The 15508-nt window shown below is 46.0% G+C and carries 18 protein-coding genes; 16 read left to right on the top strand and 2 right to left on the bottom strand.

Annotation, left to right across the window (positions count from 1 at the left end):
- The 8 genes from AC6R00_RS13230 to AC6R00_RS13195 form a co-directional block, all read left to right on the top strand.
- On the top strand, window positions 1-702 hold a 702-nt coding region (locus AC6R00_RS13230; protein WP_500640688.1), incomplete at its 5' end, for an N-acetylmuramoyl-L-alanine amidase family protein.
- Window positions 703-716: 14 nt separating this feature from the next.
- Window positions 717-2681, top strand: coding sequence for a DNA mismatch repair endonuclease MutL (gene mutL, locus AC6R00_RS13225; RefSeq protein ID WP_500640687.1), 1965 nt, complete (start codon window positions 717-719; stop codon window positions 2679-2681).
- Window positions 2678-3628: a tRNA (adenosine(37)-N6)-dimethylallyltransferase MiaA gene (gene miaA / locus AC6R00_RS13220; protein ID WP_500640686.1), complete on the top strand. Its 951-nt coding sequence runs from the start codon at window positions 2678-2680 to the stop codon at window positions 3626-3628. Before mutL ends, miaA begins: the two co-directional genes overlap by 4 nt.
- A 189-nt stretch (window positions 3629-3817) precedes the next feature.
- Complete coding sequence (gene hfq / locus AC6R00_RS13215) at window positions 3818-4081, top strand: RNA chaperone Hfq (protein ID WP_004743153.1); 264 nt, start codon at window positions 3818-3820, stop codon at window positions 4079-4081.
- Between the two features lie 40 nt (window positions 4082-4121).
- Entirely contained in the window at window positions 4122-5411 is a 1290-nt protein-coding gene (gene hflX / locus AC6R00_RS13210) for a ribosome rescue GTPase HflX (RefSeq protein ID WP_004743152.1), read from the top strand.
- A 45-nt stretch (window positions 5412-5456) separates the two neighbouring features.
- On the top strand, window positions 5457-6644 hold the full coding sequence (hflK, locus tag AC6R00_RS13205; protein ID WP_500640685.1) for an FtsH protease activity modulator HflK: 1188 nt from the start codon (window positions 5457-5459) through the stop codon (window positions 6642-6644).
- Between the two features lie 2 nt (window positions 6645-6646).
- Window positions 6647-7624, top strand: coding sequence for a protease modulator HflC (hflC, locus tag AC6R00_RS13200; RefSeq protein WP_500640684.1), 978 nt, complete (start codon window positions 6647-6649; stop codon window positions 7622-7624).
- Window positions 7625-7685: 61 nt separating this feature from the next.
- Window positions 7686-7871 carry a DUF2065 domain-containing protein gene (locus tag AC6R00_RS13195; RefSeq protein ID WP_004743170.1) on the top strand — a complete coding sequence of 62 codons (186 nt, stop codon included), beginning with the start codon at window positions 7686-7688 and terminating at the stop codon, window positions 7869-7871.
- A gap of 10 nt (window positions 7872-7881) precedes the next feature.
- Here AC6R00_RS13195 and AC6R00_RS13190 read toward each other — a convergent pair whose 3' ends face one another.
- Complete coding sequence (locus AC6R00_RS13190; RefSeq protein ID WP_004743171.1) at window positions 7882-8109, bottom strand: SlyX family protein; 228 nt, start codon at window positions 8107-8109, stop codon at window positions 7882-7884.
- A gap of 19 nt (window positions 8110-8128) precedes the next feature.
- Window positions 8129-9109 carry a WD40 repeat domain-containing protein gene (locus AC6R00_RS13185; RefSeq protein WP_239854664.1) on the bottom strand — a complete coding sequence of 327 codons (981 nt, stop codon included), beginning with the start codon at window positions 9107-9109 and terminating at the stop codon, window positions 8129-8131.
- A gap of 130 nt (window positions 9110-9239) precedes the next feature.
- Between AC6R00_RS13185 and fkpA the strand changes: the two genes are divergently transcribed.
- The 8 genes from fkpA to fusA all read left to right on the top strand — a co-directional run bounded on the left by fkpA (window position 9240) and on the right by fusA (window position 15353).
- On the top strand, window positions 9240-10028 hold the full coding sequence (fkpA, locus tag AC6R00_RS13180; protein ID WP_272248010.1) for an FKBP-type peptidyl-prolyl cis-trans isomerase: 789 nt from the start codon (window positions 9240-9242) through the stop codon (window positions 10026-10028).
- A 185-nt stretch (window positions 10029-10213) separates the two neighbouring features.
- Window positions 10214-10936, top strand: a complete 723-nt coding sequence (locus AC6R00_RS13175; RefSeq protein WP_004743174.1) for a helix-turn-helix transcriptional regulator — start codon at window positions 10214-10216, stop codon at window positions 10934-10936.
- Window positions 10933-11328, top strand: a complete 396-nt coding sequence (gene tusD / locus AC6R00_RS13170) for a sulfurtransferase complex subunit TusD (RefSeq protein WP_500640683.1) — start codon at window positions 10933-10935, stop codon at window positions 11326-11328. The genes AC6R00_RS13175 and tusD overlap by 4 nt, the downstream gene beginning before the upstream one ends.
- On the top strand, window positions 11325-11681 hold the full coding sequence (gene tusC / locus AC6R00_RS13165; protein WP_500640682.1) for a sulfurtransferase complex subunit TusC: 357 nt from the start codon (window positions 11325-11327) through the stop codon (window positions 11679-11681). The genes tusD and tusC overlap by 4 nt, the downstream gene beginning before the upstream one ends.
- 7 nt (window positions 11682-11688) lie before the next feature.
- Complete coding sequence (gene tusB / locus AC6R00_RS13160) at window positions 11689-11964, top strand: sulfurtransferase complex subunit TusB (protein ID WP_500640681.1); 276 nt, start codon at window positions 11689-11691, stop codon at window positions 11962-11964.
- Window positions 11965-12152: 188 nt separating this feature from the next.
- On the top strand, window positions 12153-12527 hold the full coding sequence (gene rpsL, locus AC6R00_RS13155; RefSeq protein ID WP_004399892.1) for a 30S ribosomal protein S12: 375 nt from the start codon (window positions 12153-12155) through the stop codon (window positions 12525-12527).
- A gap of 96 nt (window positions 12528-12623) precedes the next feature.
- Window positions 12624-13094, top strand: coding sequence for a 30S ribosomal protein S7 (gene rpsG / locus AC6R00_RS13150; protein ID WP_004415829.1), 471 nt, complete (start codon window positions 12624-12626; stop codon window positions 13092-13094).
- Window positions 13095-13250: 156 nt separating this feature from the next.
- Entirely contained in the window at window positions 13251-15353 is a 2103-nt protein-coding gene (fusA, locus tag AC6R00_RS13145) for an elongation factor G (RefSeq protein ID WP_500640680.1), read from the top strand.
- Window positions 15354-15508 lie beyond the last annotated feature (155 nt).

The following is a 15508-nucleotide window of genomic DNA, read 5'->3' as shown; positions in this document are numbered from 1 at the left end:
GTCAACGCAAGCTTGGCAGTATTGAAGTCACCAGATATTCCTTCTGTACTCGTTGAGACGGGCTTCATTACTAACCCGACCGAAGAAAGATTGTTGTTCCAGCGCAGCCACCAAGACAAACTGGCGCGTTCGCTTGCTAAGGCGATTGTCCAGTACTTTGAGGCAAACCCACCGGAAGGCACTCTGTTTGCTAATCGCGGTAAAACCATCAAGCACAAAGTGGCACGCGGTGAGTCGCTGTCGTTGATAGCCAGTAAATATGGCACGTCGACGAAAGCGATTATGCAGACCAATAAGCTCAAGAGTACCAGCTTAGCCATTGGTCAGATTCTGACGATTCCGGGCTCAAGTAAGTCTATCTCGGTGCCACAAATTAAGAATCCAGTCGAAACCAAGACTCTGACTCACGTAGTACAGCGTGGCGAGTATCTAGGAAAGATCGCAGAGAAGTACAAAGTTTCGGTTGCTGCGATTAAGAAAGAAAATAAGCTCAAGTCCGACACACTAAAGCTTGGGCAAAAATTGAAGATTACTGTGAGTATGAAAGATCAACCTCTGCGTAAGCACACAGTTAAGCGTGGTGAGTTCTTGGGTAAAATTGCCAGCAAGTATCAGGTCAGTGTGAACAACATTCGCAAAGCCAATAACTTGCGTTCTGATCAGTTGGCGGTTGGTCAGGTGTTGATCATTCCCCACAACTAAAGTGAGTGCCAGACGTGACGATTAAGATTCTTCCTGCGCGCCTTGCCAACCAAATCGCGGCGGGTGAAGTGGTAGAAAGACCCGCTTCTGTAGTCAAAGAGTTGGTGGAAAATAGCTTAGATTCTGGCGCAACACGCATCGATATTGATATCGAGAAGGGCGGCGCCAAGCTGATCCGTGTGCGCGACAATGGCAAAGGGATCGTCAAAGATGAGTTAGGTCTGGCGCTAAGTCGACATGCCACGTCGAAGATTCACACCCTTGACGATCTGGAAGCGATCATTAGCTTAGGCTTTCGTGGTGAAGCCTTAGCGAGTATTAGTTCTGTTGCTCGCTTAACCATGACCTCACGACCCGCGACACAAGAACAAGCTTGGTCAGCGTACAGTGAAGGTCGTGAGATGCAGGTTAAGCTTCAGCCTGCTGCTCATCCCATTGGTACCACGGTTGAAGTGCTTGATCTGTTCTTCAATACGCCAGCGAGACGCAAGTTTCTACGTACAGAGAAAACCGAATTTACTCATATAGATGAGTTATTGAAACGGATTGCGCTGAGCCGCTTCGACGTTACGATCAATCTTAGACACAACGGCAAACTCATTAAACAGTATCGCGCGGCGAAAACTGAGGCACAGGCAGAAAAGCGTATTGCGGCAGTGTGTGGCAACGCCTTTGTGCGGAATATGCTTAAAATAGAGCTAGAGCATCAAGGGCTCAAACTGCATGGTTGGATCACCACGCCAGAGGGCGCCCGTCAGCAAAGTGATCTGCAATACTGTTACGTTAATGGCCGCATGATGCGTGACAAACTGATCAATCACGCGATTCGCCAAAGCTATGAGACTAGCCTGCGCCCCGATCAGTTTGCGACATATGTGCTCTTTATCGAACTCGACCCACATCAAGTCGATGTCAATGTACATCCTGCCAAGCATGAAGTTCGCTTCCACCAAGCGCGTCTTGTGCATGACTTTATCTATCAAGCGTTGAGCGATGCCTTGGCTCAAAGTGCCCATATTGATAAGCCAGAACAAACCGCGTCTGCATTCCATGTAGAGCAGCCATCAAACCCTACGGATGAGCCAGAGCCCATTTCTGCACCTCGTGAAGTGGCAAATCGTACTTCTCAACAAGAATATCGCGCAATTGAATCAGTGCCTTCTTATCCCGGTAAAGCCGATTATGCCGAAAGTCGAGAGAGTGTGCGTGAAGCGCAGCCAAGAAATGAATGGCAAGAATCTCGCCCGCTAAACAAGCCAAGAGTCACTGAGCGCTATAGCGAACCTGCACCGAGTAAGCAGGAAGTGAAAGCCTATCAGGAATTACTCCAAACGCCGGAGATCGCTGAAGCTGAAGAAGCACAAATTCCAGCGGCAAAGACGAATTCAAATGAACAAGTTGACACTCAGGTTGTCGAATCGTTAGGAAAAGCAATCCATGTCGTACAAGGTCGGTATCTTGTGATGGCAGATAAGCAAGGTACGCGTTTGGTCAACCTTGCTAAAGCGGAGTGGCTTCGGATCAATGGTCAATTGTCGACTCGCGAAGGTAATTTAAAAAGCCAACCGTTATTGGTTCCTTTGTCGGTTAAGTTAGATGACGCTCTGCTCGAAGTTGCCCAAGCGCTTCAGCCAACGCTCGATACATTCGGCATTGAGCTAAAAGCGCGCGGTAATAAGGCGCTGATGGTTATGGGCGTGCCTCAACCTTTGAGGCAACAAAACTTGCAACAACTGGTGCCAGATCTGCTATCTTACGCGGTCTCGTGTCAAGCCGCTTCACAGCCGCTGTCACATACCCAGTTAGCAAAATGGCTTAGTGATCATATTACTCAGGTAAAAAGTGACTACACTTTGTCGGAAGCCATCCAGATAATTGCTGATGTAGAGCAATTGTGGCAAGGAAGACTTCCACTTAGTGACCAAACCTTTGTCAAGCCAGTAGATTTTTCTGCAACGATTGCAGCGTTAGAATTATGAACAACACAGAATTACCTTTAGCTCTATTTTTAATGGGGCCAACAGCGTCAGGAAAAACGGATCTTGCGATTCGTTTACGCCAGAAATTCCCAGTAGAGATCATTTCAGTTGATTCGGCACTGATCTACAAAGGAATGGATATTGGTACGGCAAAACCTGATGCCGAGGAACAAGCCCAAGCGCCGCATCGCTTGATCGACATTCTTGATCCTAGTGAAGCCTATTCTGCTGCTGATTTTCGTCGTGATGCATTGAATGAAATGAATAAAATTGTAGAGCAAGGCAAGATCCCACTACTCGTCGGTGGCACCATGCTTTACTACAAAGCGTTACTGGAAGGGTTATCGCCACTGCCAGCCGCGGATACTGAAATTCGCCAACAGATAGAGCAAGAAGCTTTAGCTTTGGGTTGGGATAAATTACACGATCAGTTAAAAGAAATTGATCCTGTCTCAGCAGAGCGAATCCACCCGAATGATCCACAAAGATTGTCTAGGGCATTGGAAGTTTATCGAATTTCAGGTAAAACTCTTACTGAGTTAACTCAAACTAAGGGCGAAAGCCTGCAGTACCGAGTTAAACAGTTTGCAATAGCTCCCAAGGAAAGGGCAGAGCTCCATCGCCGAATTGAGCTGCGCTACGAGAAGATGATCGAAGCGGGGTTTGAAGATGAAATGCGTGCGCTATATGCTCGCGACGATCTTCACCCAGATCTACCTTCGATTCGTTGTGTAGGTTATAGGCAGATGTGGGACTATTTGGATGGGAACTGCACGTTAGATGAAGCCATTTTTAAGGGCGTCTGTGCAACCCGTCAATTGGCCAAGCGACAAATCACCTGGTTACGCAGCTGGGATGATTTAACTTGGTTAGATAGTGAAAACATTGAACACGCGCTAGAAACTGTCTCAAATGCCATAGCATCTGAAGGTTTTAGCTGTGTATAATGTGATCGCTTTTGCGTGAATGTGCCCTGTAAAGGATCTGCTACTTGAAATTTCGCTTTAAAGCCGTCATAACAAGTAGCGACAGGGTGTTATTTTATTCGTTTAGCTCAGAGCAAAGGCCGCATCTTTTAATGCAGCGCACCACTAGCTAAATAACTAAAACAAAATTACAAAATAAGGAAAATAAAAATGGCTAAGGGGCAATCTCTACAAGACCCATTCTTAAATGCATTACGTCGCGAACGTATTCCAGTATCTATCTACCTTGTAAACGGAATTAAACTACAAGGCCAGATCGAATCATTTGATCAGTTTGTTATCTTGCTGAAAAACACTGTTAACCAAATGGTGTACAAGCACGCTATTTCTACGGTAGTTCCTGCTCGCCCAGTGAGCCACCACAGCGGTGATCGTCCTCAAGGTGATCGTCAGCAAGAGAAATCAGAAGATTAATTCTCTGAATTACCATATTTGTTTGTAAGGAGTTGATTGCTTGTTTGACCGTTATGAAGCCGGTGAGCGAGCCGTACTTGTTCATATCAACTTCACGCAAGAAGGGGAGTGGGAAGATCTCAGCGAATTTGAAATGTTGGTCTCTTCAGCTGGCGTTTCTGCGTTACAAGTTGTAACTGGAAGTCGCCAGTCTCCACACCCTAAATACTATGTCGGAGAGGGTAAGGCTCAAGAGATTGCACAGGCTGTGCAGTTATCTGGCGCTGATATTGTGATTTTTAATCACGCCCTCTCTCCTGCCCAAGAACGTAACCTCGAACAGTTGTGTAAGTGCCGTGTGGTTGACCGTACAGGTCTGATCCTCGATATCTTTGCTCAACGCGCCCGAACTCATGAAGGTAAATTGCAGGTTGAGCTTGCTCAGCTTCGCCATATATCAACCCGATTGATCCGCGGCTGGACGCACCTTGAAAGACAGAAAGGTGGTATCGGTTTACGTGGTCCAGGTGAAACTCAGTTAGAAACTGACCGACGTCTATTGCGTGATCGTATTAAAGCGATACTGCGCCGTTTAGAGAAAGTAGCTAAACAGCGTGAACAAGGTCGCCGTGCTCGAAATCGAGCGGAAATCCCGACTGTTTCCTTAGTGGGTTATACCAACGCAGGTAAGTCGACCCTATTTAACCGTATTACAGAAGCAGGCGTTTATGCCGCAGACCAGTTGTTTGCTACGCTAGACCCAACTTTACGTAAAATAGAGCTAGCGGATGTTGGCCCGGCAATCTTAGCCGATACGGTAGGGTTTATTCGTCATCTTCCGCACGATCTTGTTGCTGCATTTAAAGCAACACTGCAAGAAACTCAAGAAGCTGACATTTTGTTACATGTTGTAGATGCCAGCGACGACCGTTTTCGTGAGAATATTCAAGCTGTTCATGAAGTGCTAGAAGAGATCGATGCCCACGAGGTACCGTCTCTGGTTGTCATGAACAAGATTGATAATCTAGAAGACCAGAAACCTCGTATAGAACGTGATGAGGAAGGAATTCCTCGCGCAGTTTGGGTTTCTGCAATGGAAGGCATAGGTATTGAGCTGCTGTTTGATGCGTTGACTGAGCGTCTCGCAAGTCAAATGGTTCAGTATCAATTGCGAATCCCGCCACAACATCAAGGGCGAATTCGTAGTACATTCTTCCAGATGAAATGTATTCAACGAGAAGAATATGACCAGGAAGGTAACTTGTTGATTAATGTTCGCATGCAACAAGTGGATTGGTCTAGACTTGAAAAAAGAGAAGGGGCAGTTTTACGTGACTTTATAGTTACTTAAATGACTGCTACAGTATAACGTCATATCAAATGATGGAGCTTTCTAATGGCGTGGAATGAGCCTGGTAATAACAACGGCAACAATGGCCGCGATAATGACCCTTGGGGTAATAACAATCGTGGTAACAAAGGTGGCCGTGATCAAGGACCGCCAGACTTAGACGAAGTGTTTAATAAACTGAGTCAGAAACTGGGTGGAAAGTTTGGTGGCAAAGGCGGTAAAGGATCGTCTATCGGCGGTGGCGGTGCACTAGGTTTTGGTGTCATTGCAGCAATCGCGGTAGCAATTTGGTTCTTTTATGGCTTTTACACCATTGGTGAAGCAGAGCGTGGCGTTGTGCTACGTCTCGGTAAGTACGATCGCGTTGTCGATCCTGGTCTAAACTGGCGTCCTGCCGGGATTGATTCATATGAAGCCGTTAACGTGCAGGCAATTCGCTCACTACGTTCATCAGGTCTAATGCTGACTAAAGATGAAAACGTAGTTACGGTTGCGATGGATGTTCAGTACCGTGTTGCTGACCCGTACAAGTACCTATTCCGCGTAACCAACGCAGACGACAGCTTACGCCAAGCGACCGACTCTGCGCTTCGTGCAGTGATTGGTGACTCTCTGATGGATAGCATCCTGACGACTGGTCGTCAGCAAATTCGTCAAAGCACTCAGGAAACGTTAAATGAAATCGTAGACAGCTACGATATGGGTGTCGTCATTGTTGACGTCAACTTCCAGTCTGCACGTCCACCTGAGCAAGTTAAAGACGCATTCGATGATGCTATTGCAGCGCGTGAGGATGAAGAGCGTTTTGAGCGTGAAGCAGAAGCTTACCGTAACGATATTCTTCCAAAAGCGACGGGTCGAGCTGAGCGTTTGAAGAAAGAGGCACTGGGTTACTCTGAGCGCGTAGTGAATGAAGCTCTTGGTCAAGTAGCGCAGTTTGAGAAGCTACTTCCTGAATACCAAGCAGCACCTGAAGTTACTCGTAACCGTCTATACCTAGACACGATGGAAGAAGTCTACAGTAGCACTTCTAAGGTTCTGATTGATTCTGAATCAAGTGGCAACCTGCTTTACTTGCCAATCGATAAGTTGGCTGGTGAAGGTAAGACTCAAACCAAACGTAGCACGAAGTCTTCTTCTGCATACGATCAAATTGAGCTAGAAACTCAGACAAATGAGACAACTTCCGACTCGCAATCTCGTTCAACTGGTTCACGTCAAGGGAGATATTAAGAATGCGTAAGTTAATGATCCCTGTATTAGTCGTTACCATTGTTCTACTGCTAATGTCAGTATTCGTGATTCAAGAAGGCGAGCGTGGATTGGTGATTCGATTTGGTCGTGTTCTTGATGATAACGGTGTATCAAGAATCTACGAGCCAGGCTTGCATTTTAAGATGCCGCTATTCGATCGTGTGAAAACGCTAGATGCGCGTATTCAAACAATGGATAGCCGTTCTGACCGTTTCGTAACGTCTGAGAAAAAAGACGTGCTGATCGATACTTACGTTAAGTGGCGTATTTCAGACTTCGGCCGTTTCTACCTAACCACTGGTGGCGGTAATACGTTGACAGCGGAAGCGCTACTTGAACGTAAAGTAACCGATGTACTGCGTTCTGAAATTGGTGCTCGTGAGATCAAGCAGATTGTTTCTGGTCCGCGTAACAAAGATGTACTTCCTGACAGTGCAGACAGCGAAGAAGTAACAACTGAAGCGGCTCTTGAAGCGCTAGAAGTGGACGGTGAGCGTGACCAAATTATGGAGAATGTTCTTGTCGGCACTACAGATAGTGCAATGACAGACTTGGGTGTTGAGATCGTTGATTTTCGTATGAAGAAAATCAACCTACCTGACGAAATCAGTGAGTCTATCTACCGCCGTATGAGAGCTGAGCGTGAATCTGTTGCGCGTAAGCACCGTTCTCAAGGTCGTGAGAAGGCAGAAGTTATTCGTGCACAAGCTGATCTTGAAGTGGCTACAGTTCTAGCAGAAGCAGACAAGACGGCACGTGTAACACGAGGTGAAGCGGATGCGAAATCTGCGAAAATCTACTCGGATGCTTACAACAAAGACCCAGAATTCTTTAGCTTTATGCGTTCTCTTAAAGCTTACGAGAAATCATTCAGCGATAAGAGCGATATCCTAGTATTGGATCCGAAGAGTGACTTCTTCCAGTACATGAATAACGCGACTGGCGCAGAAGCGAAATAAATACACTCTGATATTATAAAGGCTCCTTAATGGAGCCTTTATTTTTTATGGTAGGAAATCTATGTCGAACTCTCTATGGCTCGCCTTTGGCCTAGTGCTTATTGTTGAAGGACTTGGCCCACTGATCGCTCCCAACGGTTGGCGCAATATGGTTGCGCAACTCAGTCAACAGCCGGACAATCAGTTACGTCGAATTGGTGGCTGTTTAGTGGTCGCTGGAGCCGTCATTGCTTATGTATTTGGCTAGTTTGTAGAGTTTAGTAGTGAGGTGGTGGCGGCTCATTGGCAGGGTTTTCCACGTTTGAGGTATCCATGTTTTTCACTTTACCCACCACGTATTTCATCTGATCCTGCATTTTTGAGATTAACAATTGCTGCTGACTAAGCGCATCGTTCAACTCTTCAATGGTCTGCTCTTGGAAAGCCAATTGACACTCTAGGTCATTCACTCGGCTTTCTAATTGTTCAACTCGCTTTTCTGTCATGACTCACTGATCTTTGCTGTTAATAATCCACATCCCAAGCTTGGGCGATACCAGCCGATGTCCCCGAGATCACTCGGTTTTGGCTATCAAAGGCAGCATCATACACCACTGCGCGTGGAGGGCGAGTATCTTTTAGTGGTTCCGCTTCAAATCCATCGACTCGCTTACCCGTGTGAGTATCCCAAACCATGATCCGGCTCGATGGGGTTCCGGTGACAAGGTATTGACCATCATCTGAAAAGCGAGCGGTTGAGAAAATCAACTGGCGAGAGAAGCTGCGTAACTTAGACATTTCTTCTCCTGTGGTGAGATCCCAAATAATCGCTTGGTTTCCCCCGTCAGAAGTGAAAGCGTATTTACCATCGCGATGCAGGGCTACTCGGTTCACTCTCTGTTCATGTTCAAAGGTTTTTAATATCTGTCCGGTATTGGTATCCCATAGGTGTGCTTTGTAGTCATTACCGCCTGAGAGAGCAAACCGCCCGTTGGGAGAAAGGGCAACCGAATTGACTTTTTCATTGTGGGCAAGGAACTCTAAGCGGCGACCGGTGACTAAGTTGACGTAGATTGCTTTGCCATTAGATAAACCAAGCAGCACTTGATCGCCGTTGCTGGCAATATCAACATCGCGGATTAAGCCGTCGGAAATTGACCAAAGTCCTTCAGCTTGTGTCCAGGCCAAATCCCAGACCGCGAAGTTGATCTGTGTTGCGGTAACCGCAAAGCGGCCATTATCTGAAATTCGGATACGTGAAACGGTACTGGATTGGGGATCTTGAGCGCCCAATGAAGCGAGCTCTTGGCTTTCATCCAGATCCCATAAAACAAGTTGGTGTTCTTTAGAGTAAAGAAGGGCGAAACGAGCATCGCGGCTTAATGCAAAGCTGGTGGTGCCTTTAGGTTCGATAGTCCATCGCTGGCTGTCTTGAGCGGAGAAAAAACACCCATTTAACGCTGTAATGACAATCGTGATGATTATTGAGTTAAAAATTATACGCATTAAGTCCAAATATCCGCTTGTTTACGTTTAATTAAGACGCATATTGGTTATATTGGTACAACATTCAAATGTGTACCAGTGTTTCTTAAAGATTTGTGCACAAAGACAAAAGTCTCAATTGGAGAGTTAAATGAAATCGATTTTTAAAGTGTCACTGCTTGCTGCAACTGTTGCACTCGCTGTTGGCTGTCAAAAAGAAGAAGAACCAAAAGCAGAAACAGCACCAGCGGCAGAGCAAGTGCAAGCAGAAACAGCTAAGACGGTTTCTTTTGCAACAGAAGATGACAAAGCGGCATACGCGATTGGTGTCTCTTTTGCTAACTACCTAAGCACTAGCCTAGACAAACCAAATGAAATTGGCATCACGCTAAATAAAGACCTAGTGCTTAAAGGTATCGAGCACGTATTTGCGGGTAACCCAGAGCTTAACGAAGAAGAAACTCGCGCTGCACTAGAAGCACTAGACAAGCGCGTTGCGGAAACAATGCAAAAGCAAGCGGCTGAAAAAGCAGCGGCTGCTAAGCAAGAAGGTGCTGATTTCCGCGCTGAGTTTGAAAAGCAAGAAGGCGTTAAGAAGACTGACACTGGTCTACTTTACCAAGTAATGACATCTGCTGAAGGTGAGCAGCCAAAAGATACCGATACGGTGCAAGTACACTACAAAGGCACTTTAATCGACGGCACTCAGTTCGATAGCTCATACGACCGTGGTGAACCGGCGACTTTCCCACTTAATCGCGTTATCCCAGGTTGGACAGAAGGCGTTCAACTAATGCCTGTGGGTTCTAAGTTCAAGTTTGTCATCCCACCAGAGCTTGCGTACGGCGAACAAGATACGCCAACGATTCCAGCTAACTCAACACTAGTATTTGAAGTTGAGCTGCTAAAAATCGATAACGGTGAAGAAGCGGTTCAGTAAGCCTTAATCACTGATTCTAAAAGGTCTGGTTTTTGCCAGGCCTTTTTTATTGCGAGAAATTGCACAATGTAATAAACCAATTTTTTGTCCTAAATCACTAGATAGTGGGTTAGCTAGGTGTGCTTATCAAAATTTCTGATAAACTTACACCAATTTGTTGATTTTTCGCGCTAAGGCTTAAAGAAGTGACAACTACAGAAACAGTAAACACGGATATGTTGCTCGAAATGGAATCTGTCAATGTGATGCCATTTAGTGAGCATGACAAAATCATTCTGAGATCTTATGAAGCAGTCGTTGATGGGATTGCGAGCCTAATTGGCCCGTTTTGTGAAATCGTTCTCCACTCACTTGAAGATCTTAATACGTCGGCGATTAAAATTGCCAATGGTGAAAACACAGGTCGTCAGGTCGGTTCTCCGATCACAGACTTAGCATTGAAAATGCTACGTGATATCGAAGGCTCGGAAAGAAACTTCTCTCGTTCGTACTTTACTCGCGCGAAGGGTGGGGTACTGATGAAATCTATTACGGTAGCAATCCGTAATGGTGAGAATCGAGTGATTGGTCTGCTGTGTGTGAACGTCAATCTTGACGCACCATTCTCCCAAGTGCTGCAGTCTTTTATGCCGACTGAAGAAGCAAAACAAGCGGCATCATCGGTTAACTTCGCTAGTGATGTTGAAGAACTGGTTGATCAAACCGTTGAACGCACCATTGAAGAAATTAATGCTGACAAATCGGTCTCGAATAATACTAAGAATCGTCAGATTGTGATGGAGCTATACGACAAGGGCATCTTTGACATTAAAGATGCGATTAACCGTGTCGCTGATCGACTCAATATCTCTAAGCACACTGTTTACCTTTATATTCGTCAGCGCAAAACTGAGGATGACGAGAAGTGAGTGGTTTGACTTACACCTTGGTGGTGAATGGTCCCGTTTACGGCAGTCAGTCGGCGAGAAGCGCATATCAGTTCGCGAATGCGCTGATTGCGAAAGGGCATTCATTAGTTAGCGTGTTTTTCTATCAAGATGGTGTTACCAATGGCAGCGGGCTCACGGTGCCGGCCAATGATGAGTTCGACTTAGTAAAGGCATGGCAAACACTAGCAACAGAGCACGATGTGCGTTTGGAAACCTGTGTTGCTGCCGCTCTGCGTCGAGGTGTGGTGAGTCAAGATGAAGCTAGCCAGCATGGTTTGGCGCAAAGCAACTTAGCGGAAGGGTTTCATCAAGCGGGGCTTGGCAGTTTGGCTGAGGCGATGTTAGTGCAAGATCGAGTGGTACAGTTTTGAGTCAGCTAACTTATCTATTCCGTAGTGCACCTCATAGCTCGTCTACAGGACGTGAAGGGGTTGATGCACTGCTTGCTGCTTCGGCGTACTGTGAAGACATTAGCGTCGTATTTATGGGCGATGGCGTTTATCAATTGCTGCTTGGCCAGCAAACCACTGAGATTCTCAGTAAAGATTACTCACCAATGCTGAAGCTATTTGACCTTTATGATATCGAGCAGGTCTATGTATGCGAGACCTCGCTATTAGAAAGAGGGCTAGCGCAAGCTGACTTAGTCATTGCGGCTCAGCCACTTGATCCATTAGCTCTGAGTGTTCAGCTTCAATCAGCAGATAAAGTCCTTACCTTTTAGGTGTTCTATGTTACATATCGTTAAAACGGTTCAAGCACTAGAAGATGTGAGCCGAGTGGCTACTGAAACAGACAAAGTGTTGCTGGTGGAACAAGCTGTATATGCAGCGGACCCCCAGCACAACGCTTTTCCAAGTGTGAAAGGACTCAATACATCAGTGTTAGAGGCTGATATTGAGGCGCGCGGAATTGCCAATCGAATCAGCCCTTCGCTTGAGCGAGTTGACTTCGAAGGCTTTGTTGAACTGACCGTTGAACAGTCCAATTCTATAACGTGGGAATAGTTTCATTTCCCTACTATCCCGTGTCGTTTTCCTTTTACACTTATTTCGCCAATATTGAGCAAAAAAGATCCGTATATTTCTTGACACACCTCTCACCTCTGAATAGAATTTTGCGTCCCTAAGTGCCACTGGCAGTTAGGGATAGATTTTTCACAAAGCTTACTTTCAAGTAAATCAGGAGCTAGTTAATGGCAACTATTAACCAGTTGGTACGTAAGCCTCGTGCAAAGCAAGTTGTTAAAAGCAACGTGCCTGCACTAGAAGCGTGTCCACAAAAACGTGGTGTATGTACTCGTGTTTACACTACTACACCTAAAAAACCTAACTCAGCACTTCGTAAAGTATGTCGTGTTCGTCTAACGAACGGCTTCGAAGTGACTTCGTACATCGGTGGTGAAGGTCACAACCTTCAAGAGCACTCAGTTGTTCTAATCCGTGGCGGTCGTGTAAAAGACCTTCCGGGTGTACGTTACCACACAGTTCGCGGCGCACTAGACTGTGCTGGCGTTAACGACCGTAAGCAAGGTCGTTCTAAGTACGGTGTTAAGCGTCCAAAATCTTAATGGTATCCGTTAAGTAAGGCCAAACACTAAATTATTTTAATTTTTGAAGAAACTGAAAAGTTTTGGATAACCTGAAGAAGACAACGGAGAAAATCCATGCCACGTCGTCGCGTCATCGGTCAGCGTAAGATCCTTCCAGATCCAAAGTTCAAATCTGAACTGCTGGCAAAATTCGTTAACATCCTAATGGTTGACGGTAAGAAATCTACTGCAGAGAAAATTGTTTACACTGCACTAGATGCAATGGCTGAGAAATCTGGTAAAGATCACTTAGCTGTATTTGAAGAAGCTCTTGAAAATGTTCGCCCAGCGGTAGAGGTTAAATCTCGCCGTGTAGGTGGTTCAACTTACCAAGTACCTGTAGAAGTACGTCCGGTTCGCCGTAACGCACTTGCTATGCGTTGGTTGGTTGAAGCTGCGCGCAAGCGTGGTGAAAAATCTATGGCTCAACGCCTAGCTGCTGAAATGCTAGACGCGTCTGAGAACAAAGGTACTGCGGTTAAGAAACGTGAAGACGTTCACCGCATGGCTGACGCAAACAAAGCGTTCGCACATTACCGTTGGTAATACCTTTCAGTGCCGCGGGAACCCTCGCGGCGCTACTCTAGTTCCTATGCGCAAGCCTAGGAACTATTGCTATATCTAGGGCCTGTGAAAATTGGTCTATTATGGATAAAAACTGCCTAGAAATAGCAATAGTCCCTAATTCAAGAGGATTCAATCGTGGCTCGTAAAACACCTATTGAGCGCTACCGTAATATTGGTATCGTCGCTCACGTAGACGCAGGTAAAACAACCACAAGTGAACGTATTCTGTTCTATACTGGTCTTTCTCATAAAATCGGTGAAGTTCACGATGGCGCTGCTACCATGGACTGGATGGAGCAAGAGCAAGAGCGTGGTATCACAATCACCTCTGCGGCAACCACTACTTTCTGGCGTGGTATGGATGCACAATTCCAAGACCACCGCATCAACATTATCGATACTCCTGGACACGTTGATTTCACGATCGAAGTAGAGCGTTCACTGCGCGTACTTGATGGTGCCGTTGTTGTGTTCTGTGGTTCATCGGGTGTTGAACCTCAATCTGAAACTGTATGGCGTCAAGCTGACAAGTACCACGTTCCTCGTATGGTATTTGTTAACAAAATGGACCGTGCAGGTGCTGACTTCCTACGCGTTGTTGATCAAATCAAAAACCGTCTTGGTGCGAACCCTGTTCCTATCCAACTTAACGTTGGTGCGGAAGATGACTTCAAGGGTGTTATTGACCTAATCAAGATGAAAATGATCAACTGGAGTGAAGCTGACCAAGGTACAACTTTCACTTACGAAGATATTCCAGCGGACATGCTTGAGCTTGCTGAAGAGTGGCACAACAACCTAGTTGAGTCAGCGGCAGAAGCTAGTGAAGAGCTAATGGACAAGTATCTTGAAGAAGGCGAACTAACAGAAGCTGAAATCAAACAAGCACTGCGTACACGCACACTAAATAACGAAATCGTACTGGCTACTTGTGGTAGTGCGTTTAAGAACAAAGGTGTTCAAGCGGTACTCGATGCAGTGGTTGAATTCTTGCCATCACCAATCGACGTTCCAGCGATTAAAGGTGTGGATGACAACGAGAAAGAAGTTGAGCGTCATGCCGACGACAACGAACCATTCTCAGCATTAGCATTCAAGATCGCAACTGACCCATTCGTAGGTACGCTGACCTTTATGCGTGTTTACTCTGGTGTGGTGAATTCTGGCGACGCAGTCTACAACTCTGTGAAGCAGAAGAAAGAACGCTTTGGTCGTATCGTACAGATGCACTCAAACAAGCGTGACGAAATTAAAGAAGTTCGCGCGGGCGATATTGCAGCAGCAATCGGCCTTAAAGACGTGACAACAGGTGACACGCTATGTGATCAGAACCACAAAGTGATTCTGGAACGCATGGAGTTCCCTGATCCGGTAATTCAGATCGCGGTAGAGCCTCGCTCTGTTGCCGATCAAGAGAAGATGGGTATTGCACTAGGTAAACTAGCGGCAGAAGATCCATCATTCCGCGTTGAAACGGACGACGAAACAGGTCAGACACTGATCTCTGGTATGGGTGAGCTTCACCTAGATATCATCGTTGATCGTATGAAACGTGAATTCAGCGTTGACTGTAATGTTGGTAAACCTCAGGTTGCGTACCGTGAAACAATCCGTGGCAACGCGGAAGTTGAAGGTAAATTTGTACGTCAATCTGGTGGTCGTGGTCAGTATGGTCACGTATGGATCAAACTGGAGCCATCTGAACCTGGCGAAGGTTTTGTCTTTGTTGACGAAATTGTGGGTGGTGTTGTTCCTAAGGAATACATCAGCTCGGTAGCGAAAGGTATCGAAGAGCAAATGAACAGCGGTGTTCTAGCGGGTTATCCTGTACTAGATATTAAAGCCACTCTGTTTGATGGTTCTTACCACGATGTTGACTCTAACGAGATGGCGTTTAAGATCGCTGGCTCGATGGCATTCAAGAAGGGTTCATTAGAAGCACAGCCTGTTCTTCTTGAGCCAATGATGAATGTTGAAGTAACCACTCCTGAAGATTGGATGGGTGATGTTGTTGGTGACCTTAACCGCCGTCGCGGTATGATCGAAGGTATGGACGATGGTGTGGCTGGTATTAAGATCATCCGCGCTCAAGTACCACTATCTGAGATGTTTGGTTACGCAACCGATCTCCGCTCTGCAACTCAAGGCCGTGCGTCATACTCTATGGAGTTTAATGAGTACGCTGAAGTACCGAAAAACTTTGCAGATAAAATCATGGCGGACCGTGGTTACGTATAAACGCCTTGAACTGAAAAAAAGTCTAGCTTTTTTTAAAGATCAATGCGTCCAAATATTGCGCTGACATGCGTTGGCGCATAAAATAGCAAATTCTGGCGCGTCTCGATCAATTCGGATCGTGGCGAATCATAACTAGGAAGGAACACGATCGTGTC

It is taken from the genome of Vibrio sp. R10-SF1-ISO8 (assembly GCF_059833805.1).
The sequence above is the reverse complement of the archived record's forward strand: the minus strand, read 5'-3'. Positions and strand labels throughout refer to the sequence as shown.